The 19,241-nt window shown below is 57.7% G+C and carries 14 protein-coding genes; 6 read left to right on the top strand and 8 right to left on the bottom strand.

Annotated elements, in window-relative coordinates:
- Positions 1-308: 308 nt before the first annotated feature.
- The 3 genes from clpB to rluD form a co-directional block, all read right to left on the bottom strand.
- On the bottom strand, positions 309-2,882 hold the full coding sequence (gene clpB, locus ACYVG7_RS13605; RefSeq protein ID WP_460883627.1) for an ATP-dependent chaperone ClpB: 2,574 nt from the start codon (positions 2,880-2,882) through the stop codon (positions 309-311).
- Between the two features lie 102 nt (positions 2,883-2,984).
- Entirely contained in the window at positions 2,985-3,752 is a 768-nt protein-coding gene (gene pgeF / locus ACYVG7_RS13600; RefSeq protein WP_460883626.1) for a peptidoglycan editing factor PgeF, read from the bottom strand.
- Positions 3,743-4,723, bottom strand: a complete 981-nt coding sequence (gene rluD, locus ACYVG7_RS13595) for a 23S rRNA pseudouridine(1911/1915/1917) synthase RluD (RefSeq protein ID WP_460883625.1) — start codon at positions 4,721-4,723, stop codon at positions 3,743-3,745. The genes pgeF and rluD overlap by 10 nt, the downstream gene beginning before the upstream one ends.
- 103 nt (positions 4,724-4,826) lie before the next feature.
- Between rluD and ACYVG7_RS13590 the strand changes: the two genes are divergently transcribed.
- The gene (locus ACYVG7_RS13590; RefSeq protein WP_460883624.1) at positions 4,827-5,585 is read left to right on the top strand and encodes an outer membrane protein assembly factor BamD; all 759 of its coding nucleotides are present in this window, start codon (positions 4,827-4,829) and stop codon (positions 5,583-5,585) included.
- 79 nt (positions 5,586-5,664) lie between these two features.
- Here ACYVG7_RS13590 and gshA read toward each other — a convergent pair whose 3' ends face one another.
- The 3 genes from gshA to ACYVG7_RS13575 form a co-directional block, all read right to left on the bottom strand.
- Entirely contained in the window at positions 5,665-7,242 is a 1,578-nt protein-coding gene (gene gshA / locus ACYVG7_RS13585; protein WP_460883623.1) for a glutamate--cysteine ligase, read from the bottom strand.
- 26 nt (positions 7,243-7,268) lie between these two features.
- Positions 7,269-10,097: a M16 family metallopeptidase gene (locus tag ACYVG7_RS13580; RefSeq protein WP_460883628.1), complete on the bottom strand. Its 2,829-nt coding sequence runs from the start codon at positions 10,095-10,097 to the stop codon at positions 7,269-7,271.
- 80 nt (positions 10,098-10,177) lie between these two features.
- Entirely contained in the window at positions 10,178-10,630 is a 453-nt protein-coding gene (locus ACYVG7_RS13575; RefSeq protein WP_460883622.1) for a YqaA family protein, read from the bottom strand.
- A gap of 144 nt (positions 10,631-10,774) precedes the next feature.
- Here ACYVG7_RS13575 and ACYVG7_RS13570 point away from each other — a divergent pair, with 144 nt between their 5' ends.
- Positions 10,775-10,942: a hypothetical protein gene (locus ACYVG7_RS13570; protein ID WP_460883621.1), complete on the top strand. Its 168-nt coding sequence runs from the start codon at positions 10,775-10,777 to the stop codon at positions 10,940-10,942.
- A 26-nt stretch (positions 10,943-10,968) separates the two neighbouring features.
- Here ACYVG7_RS13570 and ACYVG7_RS13565 read toward each other — a convergent pair whose 3' ends face one another.
- Positions 10,969-11,730 carry a ferredoxin--NADP reductase gene (locus ACYVG7_RS13565; protein WP_460883620.1) on the bottom strand — a complete coding sequence of 254 codons (762 nt, stop codon included), beginning with the start codon at positions 11,728-11,730 and terminating at the stop codon, positions 10,969-10,971.
- Positions 11,731-12,083: 353 nt separating this feature from the next.
- Between ACYVG7_RS13565 and rapA the strand changes: the two genes are divergently transcribed.
- From rapA to ACYVG7_RS13545, 4 genes are all read left to right on the top strand, one after another.
- Complete coding sequence (gene rapA / locus ACYVG7_RS13560; protein ID WP_460883619.1) at positions 12,084-14,960, top strand: RNA polymerase-associated protein RapA; 2,877 nt, start codon at positions 12,084-12,086, stop codon at positions 14,958-14,960.
- 108 nt (positions 14,961-15,068) lie between these two features.
- The gene (locus ACYVG7_RS13555; protein ID WP_460883618.1) at positions 15,069-15,731 is read left to right on the top strand and encodes an RluA family pseudouridine synthase; all 663 of its coding nucleotides are present in this window, start codon (positions 15,069-15,071) and stop codon (positions 15,729-15,731) included.
- A gap of 67 nt (positions 15,732-15,798) precedes the next feature.
- A complete protein-coding gene (locus ACYVG7_RS13550) occupies positions 15,799-16,632 on the top strand; it encodes a DUF3530 family protein (protein ID WP_460883617.1) in 834 nt (277 codons plus the stop codon).
- A 21-nt stretch (positions 16,633-16,653) separates the two neighbouring features.
- Positions 16,654-17,649 (top strand): D-2-hydroxyacid dehydrogenase, encoded by a 996-nt coding sequence (locus tag ACYVG7_RS13545; protein ID WP_460883616.1) that lies wholly within the window; start codon positions 16,654-16,656, stop codon positions 17,647-17,649.
- A 6-nt stretch (positions 17,650-17,655) separates the two neighbouring features.
- On the opposite strand, the gene ACYVG7_RS13540 is transcribed toward ACYVG7_RS13545, so the two are convergent.
- Positions 17,656-19,053 carry an MATE family efflux transporter gene (locus ACYVG7_RS13540; protein ID WP_460883615.1) on the bottom strand — a complete coding sequence of 466 codons (1,398 nt, stop codon included), beginning with the start codon at positions 19,051-19,053 and terminating at the stop codon, positions 17,656-17,658.
- Positions 19,054-19,241 lie beyond the last annotated feature (188 nt).

The following is a 19,241-nucleotide window of genomic DNA, read 5'->3' as shown; positions in this document are numbered from 1 at the left end:
GTTCGCTCCGGGGCATTTCGGCCCTGCTGGCACCGCTGCAGCGCTTTCCGAGGAGTGCGTGCTTTGCCGTGTCAGCGAGGCGGTATTATAGGGACATCGAGCTTTCATGCAAGCCCATAAACACAAAAAATGGTGATTCCTGGTTCGTTCGTTGATTTATCAGCCAATGTGGTTATTCCTGAATCGTTATGGCGCCAATTCAGCAAGTCCCTTAGCCTACCCCGTGGGAATGGGAGCTAAATAAGCGGCGTAGAGCCGATTGGTCGTCTCTACGCCAAAACCTCATCTGGCTAATATGCATCAGCGAGCTACTGCCTGATTGTGAACCTTCCATCCTGCAGATCCAGAACCAAGGGTCTTCCCGGAGCAGCCTTGCCCGACAAGATAGCTTGCGCCAGCGGGTTTTCCACCTCTTGCTGGATGGCTCGCTTCAGCGGACGAGCCCCATAGACGGGATCAAATCCTGCTTCTGCCAAATGAGCCAGCAAGCTGTCACGCAACTCAACCTTATACCCCATCTCTTCGAGCCGCTTCAGCAATCCAGCCAACTGAATGCGTGCAATCGACTCTATGTGTTCACGGCTCAGCGGATGGAATACGACCGTTTCATCGATCCGGTTCAGGAATTCAGGTCGGAAGTTATGGGACAACACATCCAGTACCATCAGCTTCATTTCATCGTAGGTGGCGGTACCATGCTGCTCCTGGATGAGGTCCGATCCCAGATTCGAGGTCATAATCACCACTGCATTCCGGAAATCGACCGTTCGTCCCTGACCATCCGTGAGACGGCCATCATCCAGCACCTGCAGCAGAATGTTGAAGACATCCGGATGTGCCTTCTCAATTTCATCCAGCAAGATGACAGAGTAAGGCTTACGTCGTACCGCCTCGGTCAGATAGCCACCTTCCTCATAGCCCACATATCCTGGAGGGGCGCCCACCAGCCGCGCCACACTGTGCTTCTCCATAAATTCGGACATATCGATGCGCACCATGGCGTCCTGCGTATCAAAAAGATACTCGGCCAGCGCCTTGCACAACTCGGTCTTTCCGACCCCGGTTGGCCCGAGAAATAGGAATGAACCAATCGGACGCATCGGATCGGACAATCCAGCGCGGCTACGACGAATAGCATTGGCGACAGCATCCACCGCTTCATTCTGGCCAATCACCCGAGTGTGCAACTGCTCTTCCATCCGCAGCAGTTTCTCTTTTTCGCTCTCCAGCATGCGCGCTACCGGGATCCCGGTCCAGCGCGCCAGCACCTCGGCAATTTCGGCATCTGTGACTCGATTCCGTAATAACTTCTCGTCATGCATTTCAGCCTGAGAGGCCAGATCAAGCTGCTTCTCCAATTCAGGGATACGACCATAACGCAGCTCGGACATACGACCTAGGTCCTGGGCTCGGCTCGCGACTTCAAACTCCTGCCGAGCCTTTTCCAGCTGTGCCTTGATGTGCTGGGTCCCGGCCAATGATGCTTTCTCGGCTTTCCACACCTCTTCCAGCTCGTTGTACTCGCTATCCTTTTCTTTGATCTCCTGATTGATGAGATCAAGGCGCTGCACGCTGGCAGCGTCCGCCTCCTTCATCAACGCCTGTTGTTCCATCTTCAGCTGTATGATGCGTCGTTCCAGTCGATCCAGTTGCTCCGGCTTGGAATCAATCTGCAACCGGATGCTGGCAGCAGCTTCATCAATCAGATCGATGGCTTTGTCAGGCAGCTGACGATCCGAGATATAACGGTGCGACAGCGTTGCAGCAGCAACGATGGCCGGGTCGGTGATCTGAACATGATGGTGTAACTCATACCGCTCTTTGAGTCCGCGCAAGATGGCGATGGTGTCTTCAACGCTGGGCTCTTCAATCAGCACTTTTTGGAAGCGACGTTCGAGTGCCGCATCCTTCTCTATATATTGCCGGTATTCATCCAGCGTAGTCGCACCCACGCAGTGCAATTCACCCCGAGCCAATGCAGGTTTGAGCATATTCCCCGCATCCATAGCGCCTTCGGCCTTGCCCGCGCCGACCATGGTGTGCAGCTCATCAATGAAGAGGATCACGTTCCCCTCTTCCTTGGCCAGTTCACTCAACACCGCCTTGAGCCGCTCCTCGAATTCGCCGCGATACTTGGCACCAGCAACTAGCGAGCCCATGTCTAGCGACAGCACCCGCTTATTCTTCAATCCTTCGGGTACTTCACCATTGATGATGCGCTGGGCCAAGCCTTCGGCGATGGCGGTCTTACCCACCCCCGGCTCACCAATCAACACCGGATTATTCTTGGTCCGGCGTTGCAACACCTGGATGGTGCGGCGGATCTCTTCATCCCGACCAATGACCGGATCCAGCTTGCCGCGTTCGGCCCGCTCCGTCAGATCGATGGTGTACTTTTCCAGAGCCTGACGTTTTTCTTCCGCTTCAGGATCCTCGACCTTATTGCCGCCACGGACCTGCTCGATGGCTTTGTCCAGCTTGTCTTTAACTAGCCCGCATGCCTTGAGAATATCGCCCAGCTGACCGCGATCCTCGAGTCCTGCCAAAACGAACAGTTCTGAGGAGATAAACTTGTCCTGCCGCTGCTGGGCATACTTGTCGCACATATTGAGCACCCGACCCAATTGCGGCGATAACTGCACGTCGCCATCGACTCCGCTGACCTTGGGCAGGCGATCCAGCTCTTGAGTCAGCCGACTACGTAACGTTGAGACATCAGCTCCCGCGAGTGTCAGCAGCGGGCGGATAGAGCCCCCCTCCTGATTTAACAGTGCCAACATCAAATGAATGGGTTCAATAAATTGATGGTCACGCCCCAATGCCAATGACTGGGCATCGGAGATCGCAATTTGAAACTTGCTGGTGAGACGATCCAGACGCATTTCGCTCTCCCTTCTTCTTTGTAACAACGCGGCGCATCGAACTGATGAGCCGACCTTGCTATAGAAGATGGGGGTTATTGGTGTGGATTCAAGTTGCTATGGTTAATTTTGCGCCATTAACCAGATCAAACCGCTCATGCGTCCAGTCTGACCATCGCGGCGATAGGAATAGAACTGTACGGGATCGCTGTATGTGCACTGATCCCCGCCATAGATCTCGACCACGCCAGTACTCAGCAAACGCTGACGAGCCAGCAGGAATAGATCCGCTAACCACTTATCGGCCTCTGGAGCCGACAGAGTCGAGGCCACAAACGCACTCGCAGCAGCTGGATCCTGCTGAAGAAAACGGGCGCGCACTTCGCTACCCACTTCAAATACAGAGGGACCGATAGCAGGCCCGATCCATGCCAAGACTTGGTCGGCAGCAACCCCCATGGCGGCGACGGTCTGTTCCAGTACCCCATCGCAGAGGCCCCTCCAACCCGCATGCGCGGTCGCGACTACGGTTCCAGCCCGATCACAAAACAGCACTGGCAAGCAATCAGCCGTCATGACCGTCAAGGCCACGTCTGGCAATCGTGTCACCGCGGCATCTGCCGTGGGGGGGAGTGCGGTTTGTGCCGCGAGCGCGGAATCCACCGGATAGACAACCGTGCCATGCACCTGATTCAACCACACCGGCTCTTGGGACAAATGAAGCAACTCCCGGAGCTGATGACGATTTGCTGCCACCGCCGCAGAATCATCCGCAACATGAGCCCCCAGATTGAATCCGGCAAACACTCCCAAGCTTTCACCACCCTCACGGGTGGTGAAACAGGCCTGCACCTGAACGGGAGCAGGCCAATCCGGGTAAATCAGACCCATACCAAATCATCCGGATTGGCGGCGGTATCGGCGCGCAGCACCTCGATGAGATCGATCATGTCCTGCGGGATCGGTGAATGCCACTCCATCAGCTCACAAGTGACGGGATGTGCCAAACGCAGCATGGTGGCATGCAGTGCCTGACGCCGGAAGCCACGCAGGGCGGCCGTGAATTCCGGTGTGGCATTGCGAATGGGGCGCGAACGGCCACCATAGGCTGGATCACCCAGCAGGGGATGTTTGATATAGGCCATATGCACGCGGATCTGGTGCGTACGCCCTGTTTCCAGACGTAGACGCAAGCGAGTATGAGCGCGGAACTTCTCCATTACCCGATAATGGGTCACCGCCGGTTTACCCGTTGGCGTCACCGCCATATGAGTTCTGAGGTTGGCATGACGGCCGATGGGCTCATCAACCGTCCCGCCTGCTGTCATATGACCAACCGCTATGGCTTCATATTCTCGGGTGATGTCACGACGCTGCAGAGCATCCACCAGATGGGTCTGGGCCGGGATCGACTTGGCGATCACCATCAAGCCTGTGGTGTCCTTATCCAGCCGGTGCACAATACCGGCGCGAGGCACCTCGGCAATTTCCGGGTAACGATACAGCAAGGCGTTCAGCACAGTGCCATCTGGTGTGCCGGCGCCGGGATGAACCACCAAGCCTGCCGGTTTGTCGATCACCAGAATATGCTCATCTTCGTAGACGATATTCAGTTCGATGTCCTGGGGTTGCCAACGCGTTTCGTCAGGCAGTTCAGCCGAAATCAAAACCTGCTGCCCTGCCAGGACGCGCTCGCGAGGGAGATTGACCAACTTGCCATCCAGACTCACTTTGTCGTCCAGGATCCACTCCTTGATCCGGGTTCTGGAGTAATCCGGAAACAGATCGGACAGCGCCTGATCCAGACGTTTGCCATAATGGCGGTCCTCAAATGTTCCGGTTAATTCGATAGCTTGGCTCATGGATGATCTCTAGGTTTGGATAGGCAATTGGCGCATTCTATCTTTTCTTTTGCCTGAGCTTAACGGATACTTCTGCAATTCTGGCAAACCGGATCCTATTTGCATGTTCAAGAAGTCTCACTTGCTGCTCCCCCTGACGCTGATCCTGGCCCTGCTGGCCGGGTGTTCCTCCACCGATAAAGAGAAGGTACCGGACGAGCCGCCAGAGAAGCTGTTCCAACAGGCGCAAGAGAAGCTCGACGCCAGTAACTATGCTAAAGCCGTTGAATTGCTTGAAGCTTTAGACTCCCGCTATCCCTTCGGTCCCTATTCTGCCCAAGTGCAAATGGACCTGATTTACGCCTACTACAAGGATGGCGATACCGCCCATGCCATCGCCAATATCGACCGTTTTTTGCGGCTGAATCCAACCCATAAAGATGTCGATTATGTTTATTACATGCGCGGTCTGACCAACATGCAGGCCGATTACAATTTCTTCCATCACACGCTAGGCATTGATCGCTCCGATCGAGACCCAAGCTATGCCCGACAAGCCTTCCGCGACTTCAAATCAGTGCTAACCCGTTACCCGAATAGCAAGTATGCCGCCGACTCCCATGCCCGGATGATCAGCCTCAAGGATCGCTTGGCCAAGTACGATCTGGCGGTAGCCGACTACTACTGGCGTCGCGGTGCCTGGATTGCGGCAGCCAATCGTGGCAAGGGGATCGTAGAAAACTACACCGACACCACAGCGGTTGAACCGGCGCTGGAAATCATGGTCAAGAGCTACGATAAACTGTCCCTGACCGACTTGGCTGGTCATGCCCGTCAGGTATTGGCCGCCAACTATCCGGATAACGATCTGCTCAAACGCTAATCGTCTTAGCACCAGAACCAACAATAACGCCGACTTTCGTCGGCGTTATTTTTTGTAGCGGAACTATGCCTGAACCCACTCAGTGGGAGAGATAGCACTCAAGAAAGGCATCGAAGCTGACGTGATCCGTGGCTTCGATCTCCTGCTGTTTGGCGAGGGAGGCATGCGCTTCATCGGCAAAGTAGGCCCCATCCCAGAAGGTCAGATCTTCACCCCGTAGCTGTTGCCGATAAGTCTCTGCCAGCTCCCGGCCGTAGGCACCATTATCCATATCGTGAGTCAACAGATGGTCCAGCAAGCGGGCCGACAAGGTTTGGGTCGGATCATGCAATTTCTCTTTTTGCGCCTGCAAGGCGATCTGGTATTGCACTCGCCCGTAGGCCCGGTCCAGCAACTGCGCCACCTGCAGCAACTCATCAAATAACTGATCGCCCCACCCCCGCAAGGAAAGCTCACCGTTGGCGGTCTGCAACATCAGTCCCGGCCGACGGCCTTCCAGCACCACTTGCGTCAGGTTATGGCGATTGCGCCGGACTTCATCCTCGCCCAGCGGAGCCGAAGGTTTGAGCAGGCACCACACCAGGAACAGATCCAAGAAGCGTAGTTGCTGGATATCGACCCCCAAGGGGCTAAACGGATTGATATCCAGAGTCCGCAGCTCGATATATTCGATACCGCGATGTTCCAGCGCCGTCAGGGTGCGCTCTCCTGCACGGGGGGAACGCTTCGGACGGATCGGCGCATAGAGTTCGTTTTCCAGTTGCAGCACATTGTCGTTGAGCTGTCGGTAGACCCCATCCACCTTGACGCCGAGCGCGATGAACTCTTCGGTCTTGGTGCGCAAGGCACGACGCACGCTCATCAGGTAGCTGTCCAGATTGTCGTGGTTAATCCCCAGACTGGCCTGAGCCTTGTTGGTATAGCCCAGATCCGAGAGCCGCAACGAGGTGGCATAGGGCAGATACAGAGTCCCCTTACCGAGTTTTTGGAACGGCAGTCCCGTTTCGCGCCCCTGCAGGAACGAGCTGCACAGCGCCGGAGATGCGCCAAACAGATAAGGGATCAGCCAGCCAAACCGGTATACATTACGGATCAGCCCCATATACCCATCGGAGATGAAGCGCTTGCACTGACAGCGCACTCCGCGCACATCCTGCCACTCGCTCCAGAAGCTGTCCGGCATCGAGAAGTTATAGTGAACACCGGCAATGACCTGCATCAAACTGCCATAGCGATGATGCAATCCTTGCCGGTAGAGGGTCTTCATCCGTCCCAGGTTGGAGTTGCCGTATTGCGCCAGGCGAATGCTCTCTTCACCGCCGATAAAGCAAGGCATCGACAGTGGCCATAACCGCTCTTCACCCAGATGCTGCACCGAATAGCGATGAATGTCCCCCAGCTGGGAGAGCAGGGTCTCCATGGAATCGGAAGCTGGCGTGATAAATTCCATCAGACTTTCCGAATAGTCCGTGGTGATGTTCGGATGGGTCAATGCCGAACCCAGCACCTGGGGATGATCACTCTGCGCCAATCGCCCCTCAGGGGTAATGCGCAGACCCTCCCGCTCTATGCCCCGACGAATACCCCGGACCGAACCAATCCGCTCGGCGGTATTGAGCTGTTCGAGCATATCCGTCAGTGAGACCTCTGATTTCATACAATTCCTTAATCAGCCGGGCGTCTTCAGATGCCTGCAGCCTGGTTCGATGTATAGCGGTAAATAGGAAGGTGGAGTTCAGCCAGCGACTTTTCAAGCCGCTTGGCATCACCAACCACAACAATGACCATTTTGTCCGGATCCAGCCAGCGCGCTGCCTGATGTTGCAACTGCCGGGCACTGATGGTTTGCACCAGTTGTTGCTGACGAGCGATGAAATCAGGTTGCTGCTGAAGGGTAGCCAGGGTCAGCAGAAAACCGGCTTTTTGCCCCAGCGTTTCGTAGGAAAGGGCATCCTGGCGAGAAAACGCCGATTTCAGATAAGCCAACTCGGCGGGATTTGGGCCGCTGCGACCATAGGCTCCGGCCGCCTTGAGCAGCTGACGCAAGGCATCCACAGTAGCATCGGCTCGCACATCCGAGCTGACGACAAATTCCCCCACATCCCGATAGGCGTTGAAGCTGCTATTGGCGCCATAGGTGTACGCCTTCTCTTCGCGGAGCAACAGATTGAGTCGACTATTGAAGTTGCCACCCAGGCTGAAATTCATCAGCTGAGCCTGGAAATAATCGCCGGTGACATCAAATGGCAGCGCTCGTCGCCCGACGCGCAGGGTCGATTGCACGGCATTGGGCAGGTCCACCAAATAGATCCCGGGTTTAGCTTGCGGTTCGCGGGGCAGCAAGCTCGGCAGCGAGCGGGCTTTGCCGGGCCGCTGGCTGAGGAACTGCAACTGCGGCAGAAGCTGGGCCTGATCGATATCTCCCACCACGACCACAGCACCACCCGCGGTGTGATAGTAGTGCTCATAGTAGCGGCGGACATCATCCAGGGTCAGCGCTTGCAACGTCTTGATGTAGCCATCATCGGGTTCGGAGAGCGGCGATGCCGGGCCATAGATCAGCCGACTGAAGGCATTGTCAGCCAGGGTGTCGGGTTCGCGCTCACTCTGTTGCCCCGCCTGGATCAACTGGTTTTTCAGGCGGGCAAAGTCGCTGTCGCGAAAGCCGGGACTGGTCAGCAACTCCTGCACCAGAGCCAGAGTTTGTGGCAGATTCTCGGTCAGCGAAGAGATACTGATAGCCGTGTCATACATACCAGCCGAGATGCGGATCCCGGACCCCAACCGCTCCAGCTCATCGCTGAGTTGCTCCCCGGTCAGTCGTTTCGTCCCTTGTCGCACCATCAGAGCCGTCAGGTTAGCAAGACCGGCCTGAGCGGCCGACTCCACCCGGCGTCCGCCCGGTAAGGTGATGGTCAACGACACGGCTGGAATTTCCCGGTTCACACTACCCAGCACCTCAATCTGCGGCTCTAGTTTCTGTCGCCAGATTGAAGGGACCGGCATGGTCACCGCCGGGCCACTGACGGGCATACGGCTGCGATCGAATCGATCCTGCACAGTCCGCAGCTTGGGCTCAGCCACCGTCTTCCGGGGCGACAAGGTGCGCGACTCAGGAACATAGTTCTGCGCCGCAAACGCCCAGCCAGGCTCACCCTTGGGGACCACACTCAGCAGCACCTTGTGCCGATCGGCAATATGCTGGCGATAGGCGATCATCACCTGTTCGGCCGTCACCGCCTCCAGGCGCTGCAGGAAATGCAGGCTGGCATTGGGATCCCCCTCCATCACCTGGCCATAAGAGAGGGCGTTGACCTTGTCCTCAACGCTTTCCAGCCGCCAGACGGCCTGGGCGCGCAGTCCGCCCTTGATCCGCGCCAGATCTTCGGGCTGTACCCCGCGCTGGGCAAAGCGATCCAGAATATCGGTCACCTTGTCGGCCAGCGGTTTCAGACTGGCTACCTTGCTGACGTTCGGCAATATCGTGAGCGACAAGCTGCAATCCAGCTCTCGGCAATTGAAGGAAGCATCGGCCTGCACCGCCAGACCGGGTTTCACCAACTCCTGATAAAAGAGCGCATTCTTGGAGCCCGCCAGAACCTGGGCCAGCACATCCAGAGCCGCTTCATCCGCAGAACCGGCCGTCACATGGGTCGGTACCGTGATCAACAGCGCCGGTTGCTGGATGCTATCTTCCAGCGTGACATAACGATCCGCAGGCAGCGTCACCGGCATAGGTTTCGGCTTGCTCACCTCGGGCCCCGCCGGAATCGGGGCGAAGTAACGTTCGGCCCAAGCCAGGGCCTGTTCGGGTTTGAAGTCACCGCCTATGGTCAAAGTTGCGTTATTCGGGCCATACCAGCGCAGGAAGAAACGCTTGAGATCGTTGACGTCGACCCGGTTCAAATCCTCCACATAACCTATGGTATCCCAGGAATAGGGATGCTCCCGAGGATAGAGCGACTCGCCATTAACTTCACTCACCCGCCCATAGGGCTGGTTGTCCATGCGTTGCGCCCGCTCGTTCTTCACCGTAGCGCGCTGCACCTCGAATTTCTTCTGGCTGACCGCATCGAGCAGAAAGCCCATCCGATCGGCCTCCAGCCAGAGCACCTTTTCCAGCTCGTTGGCGGGCACTGTCTGGTAATAGTTGGTCATATCCTGGCCGGTTGTGCCATTGACGGTTCCACCCGCCTCTTCGACCAGCTTGAAGTGCTGCTGATCGCTCACATGTTTGGAGCCCTGAAACATCATGTGCTCGAAGAAGTGGGCGAAGCCGGTCATCCCCTGCACTTCCCGGGCTGAACCGACGTGATAGCTAACATTGACATGCACCAGAGGGTCGGAGTGATCCGGATGCAGGATCAGCGTCAGACCATTCTCCAGCCGATACATCTGATAGGGGATCAGCAACGAACCCGGTTTTGCCGACTGCTCAGCCACCAGCCTAGGTCCAGCCGCCAGTGTAGAAACCGCCGCCAGCGGTGCAGACACACTCCCTGCTACCAGCACACACCACAAGCCCACACGAGCAAAAATCGAATGCTTCACCACAACCTCTCGATGCCAAATCAAATTCCGGACGCCAGGAGTCAAATCCATAACCCTGCCGCCATCACCACCAATCCATATCGCACCGTTTTACCGAGCAGGATCAGAACCAGAGAGATCCAGAACGACCAGCGCAGCCAACCGGCCAGTAAACATAACGGATCCCCGACTACTGGCACCCAGGCCAGCAGCAGCGACCAGTAACCATAACGCTGCAACCAACCCAGAGCCCTTCTGTGTTCTGTCGCATGTTCTGCCGTATGCTGCGCCGGGTCAGCCAACTGTCGCAACGGCCGGTAACACGCCAGCCAGTAACCCATGCCCCAACTCGTCATGGAACCCAGCACATTGCCCACAGTGGCGACCCCTAGCCACCAGAGCCATTGCTGAGGAGCCTGGAGCAATACAGCGCCTAGGGCCAACTCCGAGCTACCCGGTAACAGGGTGGCCGAGGTATAGGCGCTCAGCAGCAAGCCCCAGCTTTGCCAGTCCATGTTCACTGTCTCCTAAATCTGCTCCGCCGCCAAACGGCCACGACCAACCCTCAACCGGGGCCGTGATCCGGGGTTGAGTCATTACCAGAGTCTGCGGTTACAATCAGCCAAGAATGTTCCCGAGGATACAAGGCCGCTTCCACCATGACCAGACTCTTTCTACTACCGCTGTTGCTATCACTGTGCTGGCTGATCTTCCTGCTGTGGATGCGCATCCCGCTGCGACAGGGGGTGAAGGGGTTTTACTGGATCATAGGCCTGGGCGGCGGCTTGGCCGCCCTGCTCAGCCTGTTGATGTGGTTGACCCGCTAGTTTGCGGCTCTTTCTATCATCCTTAACTACCAGTAATTTTCCATGCTGATCTGGCCCGGCTCGCGCCGCAGATGCTTGCGTAAGCCCCGGGACTGCAGCACCTGCAACGTCTCCTTGACCATGGCCGGGTTGCCACACAGCATCACCTGACTCGATGCCGGATCCAGCGTCAAACCGACATGAGCCTCAAAACGACCATCGGCGATGGCATCCGGGATCCGGCCGTGAAGACCGCTATGCCAGTGTTCCCGGGTTACAAAAGGAACATAGTGCAAACGACCCGGCCAACGAAGCTGCAATTCGGCAAGCAGTGGCTGATAACTCAACTCCTCCCCCAACCGCACGCCATGGGCCAGCACTAGTTGTTCAAAACATTCAAATACGCGCCCCTCGGCCAGCAATGACAGGAAGGGACCAATGGCCGTGCCGGTCGATAACATCCAGAGGTCGCGGCCTACGGGTAATTCATCCAGAGTCAGGAAACCGCTAGCCTGACGCGCCAGCCAGAGCCCATCCCCGACCTGCAGCTGTTGCAGATAGGGGGTCAGACGGCCATCGGGGATCAGCACCACATAGAACTCGTGATACCCGACGTTCGGAGGATTCACAAACGAGTAGGCGTGGGCCACCCGCTGCGGCTCGCCACCCAAGGCGTCAGGGAGCCATAATCCCAGCCGGGTAAACTGCCCCGCGGTATAGGGTTCCAGATCCGCCTCGACGCGCAGGGAAAACAGTTTGTCATTCCAGTGCGTCATCTGGATGACCCGTCCTTCGACCCAGTCGGTCATGGGTGTACCTCCTGATTAGGCTGACTACCCCTTCAATCTAGCGCTAAACCGGCCGGGGTAACACAGAGTCGAAGCAAGGCTATTCGCGATCAGGGCTTCTGCTCGGCAATAGCATGAAAGCCGGAGTCGATGGCCCAATGTTAATGGCACGACTACCCTTAGCATGAAGCGGCTCGTCATCGTCGCCTGGGAGTCCAATTCCACCGGCGCTCCCGCAACAAGGTTGCAGTTTGTAAAGTCGGCGTATCGGAATGCAGACGCCAGATGATCACAAACCGCGCTTCAGGTACCATAGCGCGCCTTTTTTCCCGTTAGTTTTCCCTCAGTTTTTCTGTGTGGCTTTGGAGTTGTTAATGCCTTTTGCACTTGGCCAGCGTTGGATTAGTGATACCGAGACCGATCTGGGTCTGGGTACCGTGGTTGCTCTGGAAGGACGCATGGTTACCCTGCTGTTCCCCGCCAGTGGCGAAAACCGGATTTATGCCAAGGACGATGCCCCGGTCACCCGGGTGCAGTTTCACGTAGGTGATACCATTACCAGTCACGAAGAGTGGCAACTGGAGATTGATGCGGTCGATGAACAGGGGGGCCTGCTGGTGTATCACGGCACCCGTCTGGACACCCAAGAATCGGTCACGCTCAAGGAGGTGTTTTTAAGTCACTTCCTCAAATTCAACAAACCCCAGGATCGGCTGTTCGCAGGCCAGATCGACCGTCTTTCCCGTTTCAGCCTGCGTTATCAGGCCCTGGTCCACCAGCATGCCCGCCGTCGCAGTCCGACCCGGGGTCTGGCCAGTGGCCGTGTTAGCCTGATCCCGCACCAGTTGCACATAGCCCGCGAAGTCGGCCATCGCCATGCGCCACGGGTGCTGCTGGCCGATGAAGTCGGTCTGGGCAAGACCATCGAAGCCGGGATGATCATCTATCAGCAACTGCTCTCCGGTCGTGCCCAGCGCGTCCTGGTGCTAGTGCCAGAATCTCTGCAACATCAGTGGTTGATCGAGATGCTGCGCCGTTTCAACCTGCACTTCTCGCTGTTTGATGAAGAGCGCTGTATCGAGTCGACCCACGATGCCGAGAACCCGTTCGAAACCGAACAGCTGGTGATCTGCAGTCTGGAGTGGTTGCGCAAGAAGCGCGCCCGATTCGACGAAGTCCACGCCGCGCCCTGGGATCTGCTGGTCGTCGACGAAGCTCACCATCTGGAATGGAACGACGAGGCTCCGAGCCGCGCCTACCAGATTGTCGAAGCGTTGGCCGAAGAGACCCCCGGCGTGCTGCTGCTGACCGCGACCCCGGATCAACTGGGCCATCAGAGCCACTTCGCCCGCCTGCGACTGCTGGATCCGGAGCGCTTCTACGATTACGACGCCTTCTTGGCCGAAGAGCAATCCTATGGCCAGATCGCCGGGATTGCTCAGCAACTGCTGGAGGGCAGTGACCTGGATGCCAACAGCCAGCAACTGCTGCGCGATTGTCTGGATGGTCTGGACCCCGCAGCCCTGAGCGATAGTCAGCAACGGGAGCAACTGTTGCATGCCCTGCTGGATCGTCATGGCACCGGCCGTATCCTGTTCCGCAATACCCGCTCGGCGATCCAGGGCTTCCCAGAACGCCATCTCAACCTCTACCCCATGGCCCTGCCCGAGCAGTACAAGACGGCGATCAAGGTGATGGGCATGATGGGCGGCAACAGCGGCGATGCCGATACCCGCGCCCGCCGTTACCTGTATCCGGAAAAAATATTCCAGCAATTTGAAGGCGATGCCGCAACCTGGACCCAGTTTGATCCGCGAGTGGACTGGCTGTTGGCCCTGCTGAAGTCAGCACGCCACGACAAGGTGTTGGTCATCTGCTCCGAAGCTGCCACGGCCCTGACCCTGGAAAATGCCCTGCGTACCCGCGAGGGGATCCGCGGTGCCGTATTCCACGAAGAGATGTCCTTACTGGAACGGGATAAGGCCGCCGCCTATTTCGCCCAGGAAGAGGCTGGCGCCCAGGTGATGCTCTGTTCGGAAATCGGCTCCGAAGGCCGTAACTTCCAGTTTGCGCGTCATCTGGTGCTGTTCGATCTGCCGCTGAACCCGGACCTGCTGGAACAACGCATCGGTCGTCTGGATCGGATCGGTCAGCTGAACATTGTCGAAATCCATGTTCCCTATCTGCAGGATACCGCGCAGGAGACACTGCAGAACTGGTATCACCTCGGCCTCAATGCCTTCGAGGAGACCTGCCCGACCGGGCGAGTGGTCTTCGAATCGGTACGCGACGAGCTGTTCAGCCTGCTGGCCGATAATGTCACCGACCCGCAACTGCTGGAGCCCTTGTTCAGTCGCACCCGCAGTGAACACGACACCCTGAAAGCCAAGTTGGAGCAGGGTCGGGATCGGCTGCTGGAGATCCACTCCGGTGGTGGCCGCGGTGCCCAGGCGCTGGTCGAAGAGCTGGCCGAAGAGGATGATCAGACAGCGCTGGTGAGTTTCGCCCTGCAACTGTTCGATGACATCGGCATCCAGCAGGATGATCGTGGCGAAAATGCCCTGGTGCTGACGCCGGGCGATCATATGCTGGTCCCCAGCTTCCCCGGGTTGCCGGAGGATGGCATGACCATCACCTTCGAGCGCAATACCGCGCTCTCCCGGGATGATCTGACCTTCGTCACCTGGGATCACCCGCTGATCCGCGGCGGCATCGATCTGATCCTGGGCTCGGAAATCGGCTCCACCTCGGTGGCCCTGCTGAAGAACAAGACCCTGCCGGCCGGTGCCCTGATGCTGGAATTGGTGTTCGTGGCCGAATCGGCCAGCCACCCGCAGCTCTACCGCTTCCTGCCACCGACGCCGATCCGCTTGCTGCTGGATAAGAACGGCAATAATCTGGGCGACAAGGTCGCGTTCCACGCGTTCGATCGTCAGCTCAGTCCGGTCAACCGCCACCTGGGCAGCAAGCTGGTAGGTGCCTCCCAATCGGTGATCCACGGCTTGATCCAGCAGGCAGAGGCTGTCGCCGCGCCACGACTGGAGCAGATTGTCGCCGATGCGCGCACCACCATGCTGCAGACATTGGGCAATGAATTGGCCCGCTTGAGCGCCCTCAAGGCGGTCAACCCGACGGTGCGGGACAGCGAGCTGGATCATCTGCGCGAGTTGCAACAGGAGTTGGGCCATTTGCTGGATCAGACCCAGCTCAAGCTCGACTCCCTGCGCTTTATCGTGGTGGCGCATGGTTAAACAGACGCGGCCATGGGAGATCGCCTCCCATGGCCGCTGTGCAATCCGGTTGATGACCCAGCTAGCCCCTGATTAGCCCGCGAACCCGATTTCCAAGACGAGAGCAGAATGAGCACATTTCATTACGATCCACCCCGTGAACCCTTCCTCGATATCCTGTTCGAGGATGAGCACATCATGGTGGTGAACAAGCCCAGCGGTATCCTGAGTGTCCCGGGTAAGGCCGTTGAACACTTCGACAGCATTGCCAGCCGGGTGAAGAGCCTCTATCCCCAAGGTGGCGCCGTCCATCGGCTGGATATGGGCACCTCGGGAGTCTTGGTCGTCGCCAAGACCGCTCAGGCCACTAGCGCCCTCGGCCGTCAGTTCCAGGATCGCAAGACCGAGAAGTACTACTACGCCTGGGTCTGGGGGCAAGTGGATAAGCTCGAAGGCACCATCGACCTGCCGCTGTGTGTGGACTGGGAGAATCGTCCGCGTCAGCAGGTGAATTTTGAGCAGGGTCGCCGCGCCATCACCCATTACATCTGTCTGCGCGTCGAAGCAGACCGCAGTCTGATGAAGCTCAAGCCCATCACTGGTCGCTCCCATCAGTTGCGGGTCCATATGATGGAGCTGGGACATCCGATCCTGGGCGACCATCTGTATGCCACCCCGGAGGCGGAGGCTGCTGCGCCACACCTCTATCTGCACGCCGCCATGCTCAGTTTTTATCATCCCATCAGTAACCAGAAGCTCACCTTCGAGGCTCCCGCCCCCTTCCAGCTATAAGCCGACAGGCCCTTTCGCCATTGGCAGGAAGGGCCTATTATCTCCTTGAATCAACAAGGAGAAATCTATGCGTTTGCCGAGTCTGTTGCTCTGTCTGTTGCTCTGCGCCCCTCTACTAGCAGCGGAAACCGGAGCTGGAGCTGGAACTGGATCTGCACCCGCGCCTGAAGCAACCCCGTCGGAATCCGCGACACCCGAAGCCAACGCCGCTTCCGCTGCAGACAGCTCGGACTCCGATCTCTACTGGCAATCCCAGGATTGGCAAGATGCCGGACAGGCTAAACAGGTGGGCGATCAGGTCACCTTGTTGCACAAAAGCAATCAGGGCTATCGCCTGGGGTTGGCGTTACTGCTGCCGGACTGGCAACAGGTCGCCGATCTGCTGCCATTGAGCCGCAGCCTGAATGACCAGGGATTCGATACCCTCATCATGCTGCCGAGCCCCCATCAGTTGGCCCTGGATCCCAATGACGAGAAAGACCAGCCCGCCATCGAGGCCTTCCGTGAGCTCTGGCAACGTAAACTCACCTCTTTGCAGGAAAACAGCGGCGACAGTAGCGGATATCAGTTGATCATTGCCGCCGGTAGCAGCGCCGCCTGGCTTAGCGGTCTGCTCAGTACCGAGACTCTAGCGCCTCCGGATGCTCTGGTGTTGGTGGATGCCTTTTATCCGGCCCAGGATGCCAATGAAATTCTGGCCCACGAGATAGCTAGCGCGCCGTTCCCGGTCCTCGACTTGTATCGTGAGCATCAGGTGAGCTGGCTGGATCTGGCAGCCAAGGCCCGTCGCCTCGAAGTCGAGCGCAACAGCAAGCTCGACTGGCGACAGATCCCATTGAATGATCCCGACGAGCGCGACGATCAACTTGCGGGTTGGCTGCGTCACCTGGGATGGAAGTAACGACCCATGACTGGAGTTCCCATGGCGGTTTCAATTGTATTTCTGGATCGCGCTACCCTGCCCGCGCGCATTGCGCTGCCAGCCCCTGCATTTGTCCATCACTGGCAGGAGTATCCAGCGACATCGCCCGAGCAGGTGGTGCCCCGATTACAAGGCGCCACTATGGCCATCGTCAACAAGGTGCGGATCGGCGAGGCTGAACTGGCCGCGCTGCCGCAACTGCGGCTCATCGCGGTGGCGGCAACCGGTACCGACAATGTGGATCTGGAGTCCTGCCGTCGACGCGGCGTCGCCGTCTGCAATGTACAGGGCTATGCGGTGCATGCCGTAGTCGAACATGCCTTGGCACTGATGCTGGCCCTGGCCCGCAATCTGCCGGCCTACCAGAGCGCCCTGCGCGCCGGAGCCTGGCAGCAGAGTCCGCATTTTTGCTATTTTGGCCCCGGGATCCATGATCTGGCGGGCAAAAAACTCGGTCTGATTGGCAGTGGCGTGCTGGGTCGCAACATGGCGCGACTGGCTCAGGCTCTGGGGATGGAGGTGAGCTTTGCTGCCCGCCGCCATGGCACAGTCGATCATGCGCCGCTCCACACCACGGCGGATACGGTCGAACGGCTGCCCCGATTACCGTTTGATGAGTTACTGGGCAGCAGCGATGTCATCTCCCTGCATTGCCCGCTGAATGACGAAACTCGGAACATGTTCGGAGCCCGGGAGTTCGGGTTGATGAAGCCGGGCTCCTTGCTGATCAATACCGCCCGTGGCGCTCTGCTGGATGAAGAGGCACTGTTACAGGCCTTGCAGAGCGGTCATCTGGCCGGTGCCGCCAGTGATGTGGCACGCCGTGAGCCGCCGCAAGCCGGGGATCCCCTGCTGCGAGCTCTGGATCTGCCGAATTTCATCCTCACCCCCCATGTCGCCTGGGCCAGTGATGAGGCGATGCAGACGCTCGCCAACCAGGTCATCGCCAATCTGGAAGCTTTTCAGCGCGGGGAAAGCCTGAGGCGAGTGGTGTGACGCCAGCTAAACGGCGCGGGGACCTTCAATGGGATTGAAATGACCGATCTCTGGAGACTCGGAGACCAGATTGCGGACCCACCGTTTTGAGCAGAGTCGGTAATAGCCGACGCCCAAACGCACCAGCTCTTCGCCCGACAACACCAGGTAAACCCAGTACACGGGTAATTCGAAATAAAAGGCCATGACAAACCCGGAAGGCACACCAATCAACCAGGTAGCCATAGACTCCATGGCAAAGACAAATTTACTGTCCCCACCACTGTTCAGCACACCACCCGCAATAATCATGTTGGCCACCTTGACCCACAAGAAGGCGCAAAACACCAACAGACACCAGTACCCCATCTGTTGCACCGCCGCAGAGGTTTGATACCAAGAAATATAGAACGGCGAGAGCAGGGCAATCCCGATCCCAACCAGCACCGAGATGCCAATTCCCAATCGTAATAAACGTCGGGCATAGCGGATGGCACCCGCAAAATCATTGCCCCCCAAGCGCTGACCTACCAACACCGAGGCAGCACCAGCCAGACCACATAACAGGCCGATACTCAGTCCCTGTAACGGATAGGTCATGGTCATAGCCGAAAGTTGTTCGGTGCCCATACGCCCATAGACCACGGCATAACCACTTTCACCCAACACCCAGAGCAGTTCGGTAAGCACAATCGGGATACAGGTTTGCAAAAAACGCCTGAAGAATTGAGGCGCCATGCCGAGCAGTTCGACCCGACGCTTCACGGCAACAACATGACGCAATGCGTAAGCGCCCCCCAGAATCAGGCCGAACTCGAGTATCCGTGCCACTGTGGTTGCCACCGCCGCGCCGAATAGACCCCACTGCGGAAAGCCACCATGACCGAAGATCAGCAGATAATTCAGCAGCACATTCATCACGACCGCACAACTGCTGGCATACATGGGAAGCTTCACCTGACCGGTGCTGCGCAAGATGGCGGAGTAGATCAGTGTCAACATACTCGGCAGGTAACTCCAGGCTACCACCTGGACAAAGATCGCCCCTTCACTCAGCAACTGCTCATCGCTCGTAAACGGAGACATGACCCAACGCGGGAATTGTCCGACCAGAAGCGCCAGTGACCCGGCCAACAGCAAGCCGACGCCCAATCCCAACCCCAGCAACTGGCGGATAGTCCGATGATCCCCCTTTCCCCAGCATTGAGCGCTATAGATGGATAGACCGGCCGCTAACCCCGACAACACCACAGAGACCATGGCGGTGAGTTTGGCGCTGATCCCCACTGCCGCAATGGCCACCTCGCCCAGTTGCCCAACCATGAGCTGATCGCTCATGCTGAGCAACGACATGATGACGCTCTGGATCGTGATAGGGAGCGCCACTCGGGCTATATCGGCTAAAAATTGCTTATCCTTGCTCATATCCCCCCATCAAGCCATGGCAACTCGTCATCGGCCCAGGGTAAATAACACGATCGGGCCACGAATCTCGCAACGCAGAGATATACCATGATTTGAAGCGTCGAATGAGGCGCTGTTCCCTTTACGTGTTGGGGCAATCTATACTTGCAGTAAGTTCGCTGGACTGAGGTGCCCGCTATGGATACCAA

Source organism: Pseudaeromonas pectinilytica, from assembly GCF_054780855.1.
The sequence above is the reverse complement of the archived record's forward strand: the minus strand, read 5'-3'. Positions and strand labels throughout refer to the sequence as shown.

Excerpts from the sequence above, each read along its gene's own strand:
- clpB (WP_460883627.1), bottom strand. The coding sequence starts at position 2,882 with ATGCGTCTGGATCGTCTCACCAGCAAGTTTCAAATTGCGATCTCCGAT.
- pgeF (WP_460883626.1), bottom strand. The coding sequence starts at position 3,752 with ATGGGTCTGATTTACCCGGATTGGCCTGCTCCCGTTCAGGTGCAGGCC.
- rluD (WP_460883625.1), bottom strand. The coding sequence starts at position 4,723 with ATGAGCCAAGCTATCGAATTAACCGGAACATTTGAGGACCGCCATTAT.
- ACYVG7_RS13590 (WP_460883624.1), top strand. The coding sequence starts at position 4,827 with ATGTTCAAGAAGTCTCACTTGCTGCTCCCCCTGACGCTGATCCTGGCC.
- gshA (WP_460883623.1), bottom strand. The coding sequence starts at position 7,242 with ATGAAATCAGAGGTCTCACTGACGGATATGCTCGAACAGCTCAATACC.
- ACYVG7_RS13575 (WP_460883622.1), bottom strand. The coding sequence starts at position 10,630 with ATGGACTGGCAAAGCTGGGGCTTGCTGCTGAGCGCCTATACCTCGGCC.
- ACYVG7_RS13570 (WP_460883621.1), top strand. The coding sequence starts at position 10,775 with ATGACCAGACTCTTTCTACTACCGCTGTTGCTATCACTGTGCTGGCTG.
- ACYVG7_RS13565 (WP_460883620.1), bottom strand. The coding sequence starts at position 11,730 with ATGACCGACTGGGTCGAAGGACGGGTCATCCAGATGACGCACTGGAAT.
- rapA (WP_460883619.1), top strand. The coding sequence starts at position 12,084 with ATGCCTTTTGCACTTGGCCAGCGTTGGATTAGTGATACCGAGACCGAT.
- ACYVG7_RS13555 (WP_460883618.1), top strand. The coding sequence starts at position 15,069 with ATGAGCACATTTCATTACGATCCACCCCGTGAACCCTTCCTCGATATC.
- ACYVG7_RS13550 (WP_460883617.1), top strand. The coding sequence starts at position 15,799 with ATGCGTTTGCCGAGTCTGTTGCTCTGTCTGTTGCTCTGCGCCCCTCTA.
- ACYVG7_RS13545 (WP_460883616.1), top strand. The coding sequence starts at position 16,654 with ATGGCGGTTTCAATTGTATTTCTGGATCGCGCTACCCTGCCCGCGCGC.
- ACYVG7_RS13540 (WP_460883615.1), bottom strand. The coding sequence starts at position 19,053 with ATGAGCAAGGATAAGCAATTTTTAGCCGATATAGCCCGAGTGGCGCTC.